Here is a 16,160-nt window from a genome sequence, read left to right on the forward strand (position 1 = left end):
CATGCCGCTCCTCATCAAAGATTATTTTACCAATCCAGGATGAAGGCCGCGGTTGTTATCGAGATCATGACGCACACGTTCCCCGTGCACTGATCCCGCTTGCCTGACTAATCATTGCAAGCAGGAATTCCCTTTTTATGAAAGGAACGTGGACACAGGTAGCTGTTTATCCCAGCATAACGTCCCTCATGATTTTCTTTGTCTTTCGAACCATCATCACTTCTTCAAGCGAATAACCGTTATCCCCGAAACTAAGTCTGTTCAGAACCCTGTCTATTAACAAACTGATGTTACGGCGGACCCAAGAACTATCAAGCCTGTGCAGCACGCTGCACAATCATTGGCTGCAACTGTTTGCCTTCAAGCGCACTCCAGCATGCCTCCGGTATCAGCTCCATTTTGGCCACTAGCGAGTTCGGTTTTTTTACCGGATCATCCTGCCCAAATGGCACAAAATACAAATATTTGGCCACGAGCAGTTTGGCGATGTTCGCAGCATTCAACCCAAGTCCATCATTGGTTGAAATGGCGAGTACCAGAGGACGCTGATTTCTCATCTGCGCTTTGGCTGCCATTAAAACCGGACTGTCCGTCATCGCGTTAGCCAGCTTGCTCGTCGTGTTGCCTGTGCATGGAGCAATTACGAGCACATCGAGCAGCTTGGAAGGGCCTAACGGCTCTGCCTCAACAATTGTAGAAATGATATCATTCCCCGTTATATCTTTCAACTGTTTTTGCCAATTTTGCGCGGTCCCAAAGCGTGTATCCGTAGTCAGAACCGAATTGGAAATAATCGGGACAACATTGGCACCTTCGGCCACAAAGCGGCTAATCACCGGCATAACCTCTTCAAACGTACAATGAGAACCTGTAATTGCGTAACCTACCGTTTTTCCCTGCCAGTTCATTGTTCAACCTCCCGTGCGTTTTGTTCTTCCAAAAGCAAACGGATTAACACGTTGGCAATAATGCCGCCAGCCGTTTTGGGAGCAACAATGCCGGGGAGGCCAGGCGCAAGTAGCGCTTTGATACCGCGTTTTTCGGCATACCTGAAATCACAGCCGCCAGGAGCGGATGCGAGGTCGATAATGACTGCTTTTTGCGGCATTTTGGACAGGATTTGTGCTGTGATTATCATAGTCGGTATCGTATTAAAAAGCAAGTCAACTTCCCCGGTCTGAGCGGCCAAATCCGTTGTCATGAAAGGCTTCCATCCCATTATGGATGCTCGAGCAGCATCCTCTTCGCGCCTGATTCCCACCCGTACATTTGCCCCAAGTCCCTGGAGCGTTTTGGCCATTGTGAAACCTGTTCGACCCAAGCCAAGTACAATGCATTCCGAGCCGTGGATCGTGAAGTCCGTCTCCCGAATCGCCATGGCAATGGCACCTTCAGCTGTCGGAATGGAGTTGTAGAGCGCGATGTCATCACGATCGAGTACTTCAACAAGCCGTAGACCATTTTCCCGGCACAAATCACGTAAAAAAGGCTTCGCCATACCCGTGAACACAATACAATGCTCCGGCAATGCCGCAACATGTTCCTTTTTCAGAAAAATCGGTGTATCACTGAACGAAGTGCTCACTTTCCCCTGATCATCACACCCGACCACAGGAAGCACCAGCACATCTGCCGAAGCGAGTACATCGTCTTCCAATTCCTGGTGTTCGATACCAGGAATGGAGCGCTCCAGCTTGTCGAAACCCACCACACTTACCGTAGCATCCAGCTCTGCGCATTTTTGAATGACTTCAAGCTGCCGCGCATCTCCGCCCAGGACTATAATCCGGACACCGGTCAGCATCGGGACGTCACTCCTTTCACCACATGTATGCCTTATCGTATGCAGTGGCCCACAGGGGGGTGAAACATTAAAATCGAAGCATGCAAAGAAAAGATTGTCCCTATCGTTCAAAAAAAAGAAAAAAGAGCCGCCCCCTCGGGGACGACTCTTGGAGAACATGCTCAGTAAGTAAACCAAACCGTGAAGCTCTAATTACAGAAGAAACTCCTTTTACAGCTTGGTTGAGGAGCATTTATTTTCCGGTATGACCGAATCCGCCTTCTCCACGTACAGTTTCCGACAGTTCAGCTACCTCGGTTAATTCAACAGCTGGAACGGTTTGAAAGACAATTTGGGCAATCCGCTCCCCACGTACAATGGTGAATGGCTCCTGACCCAGATTAATCAAAAGAACCTTAACCTCACCGCGATAATCGGCATCAATGGTTCCCGGTGTGTTCAGACAAGTAATTCCGTGTTTGAAAGCCAGACCGCTGCGAGGACGAACTTGTGCCTCCAATCCAGCTGGCATAGCCATCGCGAGTCCCGTAGGAATCAACGTACGCTGTCCCGGCTGCAATACAACCTCTTCCTGTAATGCCGCAACTACATCAAAGCCGGAGGCCAACTCTGACATTTTTTGAGGCAACTTAATATCTTCATTGCCCGGTAACTTTTGAATTTGAACGTAATGCAACAAAATCATCCCTTCTTAATCCAGCGATCGTACGATCCGAAGTACCGACCATAGCGAGCGCAAATGGCTCCGCAAACATCAGGTCCAGCACAGCATCAACATCGTCCATCGTTACTTCTTCTATTTTGGCAATCATTTCGTCCAGCGTGTGGTGTCTACCCAGCATCAGCTCGTTTTTGCCCAGTCGGTTCATCCGGCTGCCCGTGCTTTCCAAACTGAGGATCAGACTTCCTTTCAGCTGTTCTTTTCCTTTGCGCAGCTCATCTTCAGACAATCCATTTACAGCCAGATCGTGCAGGACCTCTTTGGTCAGATCCAGAACTTCTTTCGTCTGCTTCGGCGCTGTACCTGCATAGATGGTGAAGAGTCCACTATCCGCATGGGAACTATGATAAGAATAAACGGAATAAGCAAGGCCGCGTTTCTCCCGAATTTCCTGGAACAGTCTAGAGCTCATGCCTCCACCAATCGCATTATTCAACACGACCATGGCGAACTGAAGCGGATCTCCGATCTTACATCCCGGGAACGAGATACAGATATGATTCTGTTCCGTTTTCTTTTTGTGAAAGAGTTGTCCGCTCTGGAATGCAGGCAGCGTGACTTGTTCAGCTACACCGTTGACATCAAAAGCACCAAAATGCTTTTCCATCAAATCAATCACACTGTCATCAATGTTACCTGCAATACTAATAACGGTATTCTCAATCGTGTAGTGCTCCTTCATATATGCACGCAAATGGCTGGAGTCCATCGCCTTGAGGCGCTCTTCTGTACCCAAAATCGGATAAGCGAGGGGATGCTCACCATAGGCTGCCAAAGCCATAAGATCATGGACCATGTCATCCGGCGTATCCTCATACATCGATATTTCTTCCAGAATAACGTTTTTCTCCTTGAGCAGTTCACCATCATCCATTTTAGAGCGGAAGAACATATCGGACAACACATCAACAGCTATTGGCAGATGTTCATCCAATACTTTGGCGTAATAACAAGTGTATTCTTTTGAAGTGAACGCATTCACGTTACCACCAATGGCATCAAATTGCTCTGCAATCGCTTTGGCATCATAACGATCCGTTCCTTTGAACAGCATGTGCTCAATAAAATGGGACACTCCGTTGCTTGCAGGCTGCTCATTGCGAGAACCTGTCTTGACCCATATTCCAAATGACACGGAACGACAGGTCGGAATTTGTTCCATGACAACTCTGAGGCCATTGCCCAGCTGAATTTTTTTCACGGTTGGCCCTCCTACATCTCTATAATTGCCTGGATTTCAACGCAAAATTGAAATCGACATTTGGTTCCAACTGTTTGATAGTAACAAAAAAACATCATTCACTCAACCGCTGATCCCTTCACGCGCTCGGATGACAACGTTTCGCTAACGGTTCCAAGCGTCAAACCCTTGGCCCGTATGGAATCAATCATTCCTTTTAAAGCTCCTGAAGAAGCAGCTGTAGGGTGCATCAGAATTAATGTGCCGGCTTCTACTTTACTGGAGATCTTGGCTACAACAGATTCAGAAGTTGGTTTACGCCAATCCACCGTATCCAGTGTCCAAAGTACCGTTTGAAGTCCCATGCCGGAAGCAATGTCGACCGTCTGTTGATTAAAATCACCGGAAGGTGGAGCAAACCAATGGTTCTCCACACCCAATTTTTCTTTGAGCAGATCCTGTGTTTTACTGATTTCCAGCTTCGCCCGCTCCGTACTCAACCGACTCATATTCGGATGTGAGTATGCATGGTTTGATAACTCATGTCCACGCTTTTGAATTTCTTTAGCCAGTTCCTCATTTTTGCTCAACCAGCTTCCATCCAGAAAAAAAGTAGCTTTGACTTTTTCGGCATCAAGCGTATCTAGCATCGGAATAATGAATTCATTGCCCCACGCAACATTAATCATGAAAGACACCATTGGTTTTTCGGCATTCCCACGGTAAATCGGGTGTGCACCCAAATCTTTAAGCTGGATTTCAGGTACAGTCTGCCGATAGACATACGCTATCTTGGTGTTCAGCGTGCCACCGAGTGCTTTGCGATACGTGGCTTCCACATTAATCTCTAGTCCGTTATACCCGGGTATTGCTTTCCAGACCCGATCCACTCTGGCATTTACCGGAGCGATTTTCGTTTCGGCCGCTTTATCCCGGATCGCCGATAACAGCTGCTCTTCTCCGGTTGCCTCTTTGAACATATCAAATGCATTTTGCGTGCCTGGCCCATCACGGATTTCCGTAATGTATGTACGTACACTGCCCACTTGTCCGACCAGTATGACAGCTGCCATACCTACCAGAACAGCCGCCAGCTTTTTGGATTGGTTTCCCACAGCTCCATCCTCCCGCCGTCTTTGTCCCCATCATATGAGGACAAGTGCAAGAATATGAATAAAACAAGCTGTTCATGTAAAGTATCTTCAAAGCTGGATTCAGAGGCCTTATGGGTAAACAATGTATTTCAAATAGGTATTTAAACGTTAAAAAAAGAGCCAGAAATTCACATTCTGTCTCTTCATTCAATCTATCTTTTCAAAAAACGATGGCACGTAGCCTATGATTGAGCTGGAGCTTCAGCAGTCAATACGGCTTTGCGGGACAAGTTGATACGGCCTTGTGGGTCAATTTCCGTTACTTTTACCGTAATGGAATCACCAATGGCAACAACATCTTCCACTTTAGCAACACGCTCTGTGGACAATTGTGAGATGTGGACCAGACCTTCTTTGTTCGGCAGCACTTCAACGAATGCACCAAACTTTTCAACACGTTTTACTTTACCTACATAAATTTCGCCGACCAGTACTTCACGTACAATGCCTTCGATGATCGATTTGGCTTTATCATTCATCTCTTGGTTAGAAGAGGCAATAAAGACACGTCCATCCTGTTCAATATCAATTTTAACACCGGTTTCCTCGATGATTTTATTGATAATTTTACCACCTGCACCGATAACATCACGGATTTTGTCCGGATTGATATGCATGGTTGTAATTTTAGGGGCATATTGTGACAACTGCTCACGTGGCGTTTTCATCACTTCGGTCATTTTGCTCAAGATGTGCATACGACCTTCTTTGGCTTGAGCCAATGCTTCGGACAAAATTTGACGATCAATACCATCAATTTTGATATCCATTTGAATTGCTGTTACACCATCAGGTGTTCCTGCTACTTTGAAGTCCATGTCACCGAGGTGATCTTCCATACCTTGAATATCACTAAGGATGGATACGTGATCTCCGTCTTTAATCAGACCCATAGCTACACCCGCAACTGGAGCTTTGATTGGTACACCTGCATCCATCATAGCCAATGTGCTGGCACAGATACTTGCCTGGGAAGTTGAACCGTTGGATTCCAATACTTCGGATACGAGACGAATCGTGTATGGGAAGTCCGTTTCGGAAGGAATTACTTTGGAAAGAGCACGCTCACCCAGAGCACCATGTCCGATTTCGCGACGGCCCGGAGCACGCAATGGACGAGCTTCACCTACGCTGAACGGCGGGAAGTTGTAGTGATGCATGAAACGTTTCGTTTCTTCAAGACTGATTCCGTCCAAAATCTGAACATCACCCAGTGCCCCAAGTGTACAAATGCTGAGCGCTTGTGTTTGACCACGAGTGAACAGACCTGAACCGTGAGTACGTGGCAGCAGGGAAGTATCACATTCAATTGGACGAATCTCAGCAAGTCCACGTCCATCCGGACGAACTTTATCATGTGTAATCAGGCGGCGCACTTCTTCTTTGACGATATCGTGCAGCACTTCTTTCACATCTTTAAGCAGTTCAGGAGACTCAATATACTTCTCTTCGAAGTGAGCAACAGTTTCGTCATTCACGACATCAATTGCATCCTGACGCGCATGTTTCTCAGCAATTTTAACAGCCTCAACCAGACGCGCACTGGCAAACTCACGTACACTGCTGTTAACTTCAGCATTAACGGCATGCAATTTCACAGCCATTTTTTCTTTACCAGCCACTTGTACGAGTTGTTCGATGACTGCAACAATGTTCTTGATCTCGTCATGTCCGAACATGATTGCTTCCAACATTACTTCTTCCGGAACTTCGTTCGCTTCCGCTTCAACCATCATGATGGCATCTTTGGTTCCTGCAACAACGAGTTCAATCTCACTTACCTCTAGCTGTGCAATCGTTGGGTTGATGATGAATTCACCATTAATACGTCCAACTTTTACGCCACCAATTGGTCCGCTAAATGGAACATCCGAAATGCTCAGTGCAGCCGAAGTACCGATCATGGCAGCAATTTGCGGTTCGCAGTCCTGGTCCACACTCATAACGATATTCAGAACTTGTACATCATTCCGGAAACCTTCCGGGAACAAAGGACGAATCGGACGGTCTGTCAAACGGCTCGAAAGAATTGCTTTCTCACTTGGTCTGCCTTCACGTTTAATAAATCCACCTGGGATTTTACCTACGGCATACAATCTTTCTTCATAGTTTACCGTCAATGGGAAAAAGTCCAGATCTTTAGGCTCACTTGATGCTGTCACGGTACACAATACAACGGTATCCCCGTACGTTACCTTAACGGCAGCATTAGCCTGCTTGGCCAAACGCCCTGTTTCAAGCGTAAGCGTTCTTCCACCAAGCTGCATTTCAACACGCTGTTCCATGAAATCCCTCCTTTTATTCGTTCCTAACACAATGGATTCTGCATTTTCACAGTATTTCCTGCTTGTCCTGCATTCATTAACTCCACAGCAACATGCTCACTTGCAAAACAAAAGCTCCTTGCGGAGCCATTCAGCTACAAATATATGGCAACATGTTCATCTACAAAACAACCCGGCTGTAAGCTCCGCTTGTCCTTTTAGACAAAGGAATGACGGATAACAGCCAGGTTGATTTTGAAAACATGTACGATAATTAACGACGCAATCCGAGTTTTTCGATCAGTGCGCTGTAACGTTTAACATCTTTGTTTTTCACGTAAGCCAAAAGCTTACGACGTTGACCTACCATTTTCAAAAGTCCACGACGTGAGTGGTGGTCTTTCTTGTGCGTACGCAAGTGGTCTGTCAAACTTCTGATGTTTTCCGTAAGGATAGCAACTTGCACCTCAGGTGATCCAGTATCGGACTCATGAGTTTTGTGCTCGTCGATCAGTTGTTGTTTACGTTCTTGAGTCAATGCCATCCTATTCACCTCCTTCATTATAATCGCCATTAGCCTCGTCACCGCCGGTGAGAGCAAGTAACCAAGCCAAGGTTATGTGTTGTCTCAAATGACAACGTAGTACATTATATCATAGTTGCCCAGACAAAGTAAATGTAAACATGTATTTTGTCCTGAACCTTAGGATAACAGGCGGGCGGCGGTTAATGCATCTTCACGAATCTGACTGATCAAGGCATCAATCGAGTCAAATTTCCGCTCTGCACGAATGTAGTGAACGAGATCAACCTTTAATTCCTGGTCATATATCTGCCCATCAAAATCAAGCAAGTGCACCTCAAACGTAGGTTTCATCCCGTTTTCGTGAAAGGTAGGTTTCACACCAAGGTTCATGACGCCGCGCAGCTCCTGCTCCCCATACTGCACACGTACAGCGTATACGCCTTTCGCCGGCGTAACATAATGATCCGTAAGTTCAAGGTTAGCGGTAGGAAAACCAATGGTCCGCCCACGTTTCTCTCCATGAATTACAATTCCCCTGATGCTATATGGTCGTCCGAGCCATTGGCTGGCTTCGTCCATTTCTCCACGTTTCAACAGGCCACGAATGAGAGAACTGCTTACCTTCTCACCATTTAACAGGAATGGAGGTACAGTTTCCACCGTCATTTCGCCTTCTCCCAGTGTGCGAAGAAGCTGCTCATCCCCTGCTCCCTTGTGACCGAAGCGGAAGTCAAAACCAACTACCGCTGTTCGAGTCTGAAGCGGAAGCAGCAGATCATGTGCAAATTGCTGCGGCGTCAACCTTGAGAACTCCTCATTGAATTCGACCACATAGAGTACATCTACACCCATCCCTGCCAGGATGTCTTCTTTATCTCTCAAGGGAGTTAGATAACCCTCGTAATCCCCTTTGCGCATAACTTCCTTCGGATGAGGATGAAAGGTCATCACCGCTGCCTGCATGCCCGTTTCGCGTGCAATGCGGACAGCTGACAAAATGACACTTGCATGTCCGAGATGCAGCCCGTCAAATTGACCGATCGCAAGCACTTGGGGATGTGTGCCCTGAACAGCCGATTGTAACGTCTGCGGATAGGTTAGCATTACGGTTTTCACAATCATTCACCTGCATTTCACTAGATAGGCCAGGCTTGAGTACCACCACTCAAACCAGGAACCTCTTTATTCCGGTAAAAAGACTTTAACAGCTCTCACCGTTGCTTTCAACTCATCCCGCTCAAATATCCCCAGAAACGTCCCATCCTGATCATATAACCGCAGTAGACCAGGTTGCTCTGCAGGCGGTTCGAGCAAACGCGCCGATAATTTCTGGCCCTGAAGGGCCCCCTTGGCCTGATCCGCACCCACCGTATGTGCCGGAATGGAAGAGATGGCTTCATCAACCGGAATCAACACCTCGGCTAACGTTCCATCGATCATACGTTGTTCCACTTCTTCAAAATGAAGGCAATGATCAGCGGAAATCCCAGCCGATATCGTGCGCTCCAGGTGTAGCATGGTGGACGGATATCCCAATTTTTTACCGATATCCACGCATAACGTTCGAATATATGTCCCTTTGGAACATAAAGCGCGGAACGATATATCCGTTGTCTCGCCTTGATTCTCAATTCCTGTCAATTCCAGCTCATAGATCGTAACTTCACGACTCTTACGCTCTACCGTTTTGCCTTCACGAGCAAGTTCGTAGAGACGTTTCCCGTCCACTTTGACCGCAGAATACATAGGAGGAACCTGTGAGATGGTGCCTACGAATTGCTCCAGCACCTGCTGAACCTGCTCCTGTGTCACCTCAACAGCCGTCTCCGACCGCTCAATGACTTCACCTGTCATATCCTCCGTGTCAGTAGACAGACCCAGTCGAAGCGTTGCCAGGTATTCCTTGGGAAGCTCCTGCATGTACTCCACCACACGGGTTGCCCGTCCAAGACAGAGCGGAAGTACACCAGTAACTTGCGGGTCCAATGTACCTGTATGACCAATACGTTTCATTTTGAGAATGCGACGCATTTTGGCCACAACATCATGAGAAGTAAAACCCGCTGGTTTGTACACCGGAAGTATACCTTCGAATGGTTTTACCATTGAGTATTCACCTGCTTTAGCACTAGCGCGACGATATCTTCCAACTTTCCTTCTACGCGACATCCAGCTGCGAGTACATGTCCGCCTCCACCAAAGTTCTGTGCAAGAGCGGCAACATCAACTTTGCCAGCTGACCGGAGAGACACTTTCACCGCATTTTCATTGATTACTTTAAAAAATATGCCCACTTCCACACCTTGAATGTTACGGGGGTAATTGACTACCCCTTCAAGATCTTCATTAGCCGCACCACAAGCAATCATGTCTTCGGGTGTAATGACCACCCAGGCAATCTTGCCATCGTCAGTCATTTGCAGGCTTGAGAGTGCCTGATTCAATATACGGACTTGTGGGAGCGTAACCTGCTCAAGCAGAATTTGTGCAAGATAAGGTCCATCCACACCATGTTCAAGCAATTTGGATGCAGTGGTCATCACATTAGGACTCGTATTCGCATAGCGGAATCCACCTGTATCTGTTAGCAATCCTGTATAGACTGCTGTAGCCACATCTTTATCCCACTTCACTGGGAAAAGATTGAGGAAATCAAACAGAATTTCAGCCGTGGCTGCTGCGTCTGGCTTAATGATATTTACTGTTCCATACCCGTCATTGGTCGGATGATGATCAATATTTAAAATGACAGCATCTTCTTCGAAATAATGACGAGTCAAGCCTACTCTGGAAAAGTCTGCACAATCCACACAGATAATCGCTTTATATTTCCGCACCGGTGGTTGTTCGGTCATGTTCACGATCTTGCCAGCTTCCCACAAAAAATTCATGCGTTGTGGAATTTCACCTTCATTAATCATCGTGAATGTCTTGCCCAGACATGACAGCAGCCAGCCCACCGTTACCGTAGAGCTGACTGCGTCACCGTCCGGCTGTACATGCGACACGACCAGGTAATCATCATGCTCCAGCAGAAATTGCTTTCCGTCCTGAAGCGCCTGTTCATAAGTGTGCATTGCCGTCTCCTTTATTCTGTTACTCGGATTCGTTCTTGTCGGTACCGATATCACCAAGCAGCTTCTCAATTCGGCTGCCATATGCAATAGATTCGTCAATCTTGAATATCAACTCGGGAACATGTCGAAAACGGATACGCTTGCCCAGTTCTGAACGCAAAAATCCATTTGCTTTTGCCAGCGCTTTAAGCGAGTTATCCTTTTGTTCCTGTTCACCGAAGACACTCAGATAAACTTTGGCTTGCGACAAGTCGCCTGTAACTTCGACTCCCGTTACGGTAATAAAGCCGATACGAGGATCTTTCAGTTCAGACTGGATGAGCAGACTTAATTCTTTCTTGATCTGCTCGCCCACTCTACCTGTACGAATCTTAGCCATTGTTGTTCACCTCATGCTTCCTTGCTTATCGTTGTACTGTCTCCATAATGAAGGCTTCGATAACGTCGCCTTCTTTCAGATCATTGTATTTATCCAGCGTGATACCGCACTCGTAACCTTGGGCTACTTCTTTGGCATCATCTTTGTAACGTTTGAGGGAATCCAGCTTGCCTTCGTAAAGGACGATGCCATCACGAATCAAGCGTGCTTCCGCGGAACGCGTAATTTTACCCGAGGTAACCATACATCCAGCAATGGTGCCGACTTTACTGATGGAGAACGTGCTCCGAACTTCAGCATGACCGATTACTTTTTCTTTGTAAATCGGATCAAGCATACCTTTCATTGCTTGTTCAATTTCCTCGATAACGCTGTAGATAACGCGATGCAGACGAATGTCTACTTGCTCTTGATCTGCAGTCGCTTTCGCCTGATTATCAGGACGAACGTTGAAACCAATCACGATGGCATTGGATGCTGCAGCCAAAATGATGTCAGACTCTGTGATTGCACCAGCGCCGCTATGAATAATTTTCACGCGTACACCTTCAACTTCGATCTTCGCAAGGGAACCTTTCAATGCTTCAACCGAACCTTGTACGTCACCTTTGATGATTACGTTCAGGTCTTTGATTTCACCGTCTTTGATATGTTGGAACAGATCATCCAATGTCACACGTGTGTTTGTACCCAGATCGGATTCACGTTGTGTAATGGCACGTTTGTCGGCGATAGAACGTGCTTTACGCTCATCTTCAAACACCATGAACGGATCTCCCGCACCTGGAACTTCAGTCAGACCAGTAATTTCTACAGGTGTTGAAGGTCCAGCTTCTTTTAAGCGGCGACCTTTGTCATTCACCATCGCACGTACACGACCGAAGCAGTTACCTGCAACAAAAGCATCTCCGACTTTCAATGTACCGTGCTGTACGAGAATACGGGCAACTGGGCCACGTCCTTTATCCAGCTCGGCTTCGATCACTGTACCACGGGCCCGTTTGTCCGGGTTTGCTTTGTACTCGTTCACTTCTGCAACGAGCAGAATCATTTCAAGCAGACCTTCTAAGCCAATTCTTTGTTTCGCTGAAACGTTAACAAAGATGGTGTCGCCGCCCCACTCTTCCGGAACGAGTTCATAGTTGGTCAATTCTTGTTTTACTTTATCTGCATCTGCACCCGGCTTGTCAATTTTGTTGACAGCTACGATAATTGGCAGCCCAGCAGCTTTGGCATGATTAATCGCCTCAACCGTTTGTGGCATAACACCGTCATCTGCTGCTACAACAATAATTGTAATATCCGTAACCTGTGCTCCACGTGCACGCATAGCAGTAAATGCTTCGTGACCTGGTGTATCTAGGAACGTGATTTTTTTGTTGTTAATTTCAACTTGATAAGCACCGATATGCTGCGTGATACCGCCTGCTTCTCCACCCGTTACATTCGTTGAACGAATTGCATCAAGCAATGTTGTTTTACCATGGTCAACGTGACCCATGATCGTAACTACTGGTGGACGAGACTGCAAGTCAGCAGGATCATCATTCTCTTCCAGTGTTTCGAAGCGATCATCTTCAAGGACAATTTTCACTTCTACCTCAACACCGAACTCTCCAGCAAGCAGCAGGATTGTTTCGATATCAAGCTCTTGGTTAATCGTTGCCATTACACCCATTGCGATGAGTTTTTTGATAACTTCAGAAGCATCTTTATGGAGCAATTTCGCTGTTTCACCAACAGTCATGTCACCACGTACGATGATTTTCTTAGGTGTGTTATCAATTTTCTCACGTTGTTGGTACTGTTGTTGATTTCTGTTGCGATTGTTCTTGCCGCCACGATTACCGCGGTAGTTGCCGCCACGGTTGTCGTCATAACGACGTCCACCGCCACCGCTGTTTGAACGGTTGCCGCTATTGTTGTTATTACCGGAATTACCTTGGCCGCCTCTGCGTTGGCCTTGGCCTGAGCTCTGTCCTTGGCCACCAGTACGGTTGCCGCCAGTGCCAGTGTTGCCACCGCTGTTCGGTCCTGCGCTTCTTGTTTGACCTCCACCGCTATTCGATGGACGTTGACCCGTACTTTGCGGACGGGATGCTGTACTGCTTTGTCCACCTTGAGCTGGTCTTGGACGATTACTTGATTGTCCTCCTTGGCTTGAGCCTTGGGAAGAGTTCGTTCTGTTGCGGCTGTCTTGGCCGCTAGGTCTTTGGGAGCCATTGTTATTGTTGGAATTTGGTCTATTGTTCATACCTACCTGCTTTTCCTGTTGTATTTTTGTTTGTACGGGACTACCGGATGGGTTGCTGCTATTCGGCGTGTTCACTCCGCCGGCCGGCTTGTTGCTGTCCACTGTTTTGTCACTGCGCACTGACGAAGTAGCAACGGATTTTGCTTCATTGCTCTGTTTGGAAGCGGCAGTGGATTTTATATCTTTAAAAAATTGTTCCACCTTACCGACTGAACCATTCTCCATGACACTCATATGATTGTTTACGGGAATATCCAGCTTTTTAAGAATGGTTATAATTTCTTTACTACTCATATTAAGGGACTTCGCATATTCATAAACTCGCAATTTATCCTTGTTTTCTTGTTTACTCAATATACTCCACCTCCGACATTATACCGACTTGCTTGGAGATCATTTTTGCAAACCCTCGATCCGTTACTGCAAGAACAACCCGCGTTTCTTTACCGATACTTGAACCCAGACTATCCCGGTCAAATCCGATCACCAGTGGAACTTTATATGTCCCGCATTTGTCGCGAAATTTCTTTTGTGTATTGGCCGAGGCGTCACCCGCAACAATAACCATTTTAGCTTCGGAAGAACGGATCGCTTTAAGTACAATTTCTTCACCTGTTACAAGTTTGCCTGCACGCATGGAGAGTCCCAGATAAGACAATGTTTTATTATTCATCATGTTCACGCTCCTGTGCTGCTATGAATTCGTCCTCTACCGCAACGAAATCAGCTGCCAATTGCTCATAAATTTCCGGTGAGACTTTGCCCTTTAGCGCCCGATCCAAAGACCGGTTTTTGAGTGCAAGCTTAAAACAGGACTCTTTGCCGCATAAATAAGCACCACGTCCGGACTTTTTGCCAGTCAAATCGATCAGCACTTCATCCTCTGGCGTTTTAACGATACGGATCAGCTGCTTTTTGGGCATCATTTCCTGACACGCCACACATTTGCGTAACGGTACTTTTTTAGTTTTCATACGTTAGCGCCCCCCGTGCTTTACTTTAGTCGACGGAGACGGAATCTTGGTGCATTTCCGAAGAAGAATCTTTCTCTCTGCCGAATTCCTGTTCCGCCTGGCTCTCGCTCTTAATGTCGATTTTCCAGCCGGTCAGTTTGGCTGCCAATCGGGCATTTTGACCTTTGATCCCAATGGCGAGGGACAGCTGATAGTCAGGAACAATAACCCGAGCCATCTTTTCTTCCTCGAATACTTGAACTTCCAATACTTTGGAAGGACTAAGTGCATTAGCCACATATTCGTCTACCTGGTCGGAGAAACGAACGATGTCAATTTTTTCACCGCGCAGCTCACCCACAATGGTCTGCACGCGCATTCCCTTAGGACCTACGCATGATCCAACTGGATCAACTTCCTCATTGCGGGAATGAACAGCAATCTTGGAGCGGAAGCCCGCTTCACGTGCGACGGAGCGGATCTCGACTACACCGTCAAAAATTTCAGGTACTTCCAGTTCAAAGAGACGTTTCAACAAGCCCGGATGTGTACGGGACAAAATGATTTGCGGCCCTTTGGTCGTATTCTCGACCTTGGTGATGTACGCTTTAATACGGTCACCATGAACAAACTTCTCGTTCGGCATCAATTCGGTCAGCGGCAATGCCGCTTCGATTTTGCCCAGATCGATGTAGATATTGCGCAAATCCTGACGCTGCACCACTCCCGTAACGATATCTTCTTCCTTATCAACGAAAGCGTTGTAGATCAGGCCGCGTTCGGCTTCACGAATCCGCTGGGTCACTACCTGTTTGGCAGTTTGTGCGGCGATACGTCCGAAATCACGCGGCGTAACTTCAATCTCCGCAATATCTTCCAGCTGGAAGTGTGGGTTGATCTCTCGTGCAGCAGGCAATGAAATTTCGGTACGTGAATCCAGGACTTCTTCCACGATCAATTTACGGGCATACACCCGGATAACACCCGTATTGCGGTTCATGTCAACACGCACATTCTGGGCGGTGTTGAAATTACGCTTGTAGCTGGAGATGAGTGCTGCCTCGATCGCTTCAAACAGCACATCCTTGCTGATCCCTTTTTCCCGCTCCAATTCATTCATTGCTTCAATAAAATCCATACTCATGAATGTTGATCCCCCTTTCAAACATGGCATCTCATACGTAAAACGGCGAAAGGCTCTAAACTCATGAGCACCTTGCCGTTATCGTGAGATGTGTCTTTTTTCATTAATAAGTGAACAAGGCACTTAAAACAGAATGGCCAGGCGCGCACTCGCAACCTTGTCATAAAGAATGGCATGCTGTTTCTTGCCTGCTTCGATCACAAGTTCCCCGTCATCAAAGGAAAGCAGCTTGCCTTCAAATTCCTTTATACCATTTACCGGCTCGTAGGTTGTAACAAATACGTTTTTACCTACGGATTTGGCAACGTCCTCCGGTTTTTTCAGTGGACGCTCCGCACCGGGAGAAGACACTTCAAGGAAATAGATGGTCGGAATCGGATCGTTCTCATCCAGCTTGGCGCTTAGCTTTTCACTGATCAAGACACAATCATCGATGTCGATGCCACCCTCTTTGTCGACATACACCCGTAAAAACCAGTTGCTGCCTTCTTTGACGTATTCGATGTCAACCAGCTCGAAGCCTTGTTCGTTCAAGTAGGGTTGGATCATTTCTTCCACGGTAGATTTAATGTTCGTTGTGCTCAAAACCGATAACCTCCAACTTAGGTTACACCAGCAAATATTGGCTGGCAATTTCTTCATTACCCAAGATTCTTGTATACCAAAGACTAAAGAGTGGGTTTCCCCACTCTTTAGAAATTCGT

16 protein-coding genes are annotated in these 16,160 nt (G+C 46.9%); all 16 read right to left on the minus strand.

Annotation, left to right across the window (positions count from 1 at the left end; genetic code table 11):
- Positions 1–311: 311 nt before the first annotated feature.
- Positions 312–908 carry a dipicolinate synthase subunit B gene (locus DC345_RS07685; protein WP_113052602.1) on the minus strand — a complete coding sequence of 199 codons (597 nt, stop codon included), beginning with the start codon at positions 906–908 and terminating at the stop codon, positions 312–314.
- Complete coding sequence (gene dpsA / locus DC345_RS07690; RefSeq protein WP_113052603.1) at positions 905–1,804, minus strand: dipicolinate synthase subunit DpsA; 900 nt, start codon at positions 1,802–1,804, stop codon at positions 905–907. Before dpsA ends, DC345_RS07685 begins: the two co-directional genes overlap by 4 nt.
- A gap of 232 nt (positions 1,805–2,036) precedes the next feature.
- Positions 2,037–2,483 (minus strand): dUTP diphosphatase, encoded by a 447-nt coding sequence (gene dut / locus DC345_RS07695; RefSeq protein ID WP_170867769.1) that lies wholly within the window; start codon positions 2,481–2,483, stop codon positions 2,037–2,039.
- A complete protein-coding gene (locus tag DC345_RS07700) occupies positions 2,443–3,726 on the minus strand; it encodes a M16 family metallopeptidase (RefSeq protein WP_113052604.1) in 1,284 nt (427 codons plus the stop codon). Before DC345_RS07700 ends, dut begins: the two co-directional genes overlap by 41 nt.
- 98 nt (positions 3,727–3,824) lie before the next feature.
- On the minus strand, positions 3,825–4,778 hold the full coding sequence (locus DC345_RS07705; RefSeq protein WP_113052863.1) for a polysaccharide deacetylase family protein: 954 nt from the start codon (positions 4,776–4,778) through the stop codon (positions 3,825–3,827).
- 263 nt (positions 4,779–5,041) lie between these two features.
- Positions 5,042–7,144 (minus strand): polyribonucleotide nucleotidyltransferase, encoded by a 2,103-nt coding sequence (gene pnp / locus DC345_RS07710; RefSeq protein ID WP_113052605.1) that lies wholly within the window; start codon positions 7,142–7,144, stop codon positions 5,042–5,044.
- A gap of 253 nt (positions 7,145–7,397) precedes the next feature.
- Positions 7,398–7,667 (minus strand): 30S ribosomal protein S15, encoded by a 270-nt coding sequence (gene rpsO, locus DC345_RS07715; protein ID WP_056700672.1) that lies wholly within the window; start codon positions 7,665–7,667, stop codon positions 7,398–7,400.
- 159 nt (positions 7,668–7,826) lie between these two features.
- Positions 7,827–8,765, minus strand: a complete 939-nt coding sequence (locus tag DC345_RS07720; RefSeq protein ID WP_063566432.1) for a bifunctional riboflavin kinase/FAD synthetase — start codon at positions 8,763–8,765, stop codon at positions 7,827–7,829.
- 66 nt (positions 8,766–8,831) lie between these two features.
- Positions 8,832–9,755, minus strand: coding sequence for a tRNA pseudouridine(55) synthase TruB (truB, locus tag DC345_RS07725; RefSeq protein WP_113052606.1), 924 nt, complete (start codon positions 9,753–9,755; stop codon positions 8,832–8,834).
- Entirely contained in the window at positions 9,749–10,726 is a 978-nt protein-coding gene (locus DC345_RS07730) for a DHH family phosphoesterase (RefSeq protein ID WP_113052607.1), read from the minus strand. Before DC345_RS07730 ends, truB begins: the two co-directional genes overlap by 7 nt.
- A gap of 19 nt (positions 10,727–10,745) precedes the next feature.
- Positions 10,746–11,105 (minus strand): 30S ribosome-binding factor RbfA, encoded by a 360-nt coding sequence (rbfA, locus tag DC345_RS07735; RefSeq protein WP_062326091.1) that lies wholly within the window; start codon positions 11,103–11,105, stop codon positions 10,746–10,748.
- Positions 11,106–11,130: 25 nt separating this feature from the next.
- Positions 11,131–13,713 carry a translation initiation factor IF-2 gene (gene infB, locus DC345_RS07740; RefSeq protein ID WP_113052608.1) on the minus strand — a complete coding sequence of 861 codons (2,583 nt, stop codon included), beginning with the start codon at positions 13,711–13,713 and terminating at the stop codon, positions 11,131–11,133.
- Entirely contained in the window at positions 13,706–14,035 is a 330-nt protein-coding gene (locus DC345_RS07745) for a YlxQ family RNA-binding protein (protein WP_029880929.1), read from the minus strand. Before DC345_RS07745 ends, infB begins: the two co-directional genes overlap by 8 nt.
- Positions 14,025–14,333 (minus strand): RNase P modulator RnpM, encoded by a 309-nt coding sequence (gene rnpM, locus DC345_RS07750; RefSeq protein ID WP_053783828.1) that lies wholly within the window; start codon positions 14,331–14,333, stop codon positions 14,025–14,027. The genes DC345_RS07745 and rnpM overlap by 11 nt, the downstream gene beginning before the upstream one ends.
- A gap of 25 nt (positions 14,334–14,358) precedes the next feature.
- Entirely contained in the window at positions 14,359–15,456 is a 1,098-nt protein-coding gene (gene nusA / locus DC345_RS07755; RefSeq protein WP_062326087.1) for a transcription termination factor NusA, read from the minus strand.
- Positions 15,457–15,579: 123 nt separating this feature from the next.
- A complete protein-coding gene (gene rimP / locus DC345_RS07760) occupies positions 15,580–16,041 on the minus strand; it encodes a ribosome maturation factor RimP (RefSeq protein WP_062326086.1) in 462 nt (153 codons plus the stop codon).
- Between the last annotated feature and the right edge of the window lie 119 nt (positions 16,042–16,160).

It is taken from the genome of Paenibacillus taichungensis (genome assembly GCF_003287275.1).
In the GTDB taxonomy this organism is placed as follows: Bacteria; Bacillota; Bacilli; order Paenibacillales; family Paenibacillaceae; genus Paenibacillus; species Paenibacillus taichungensis_A.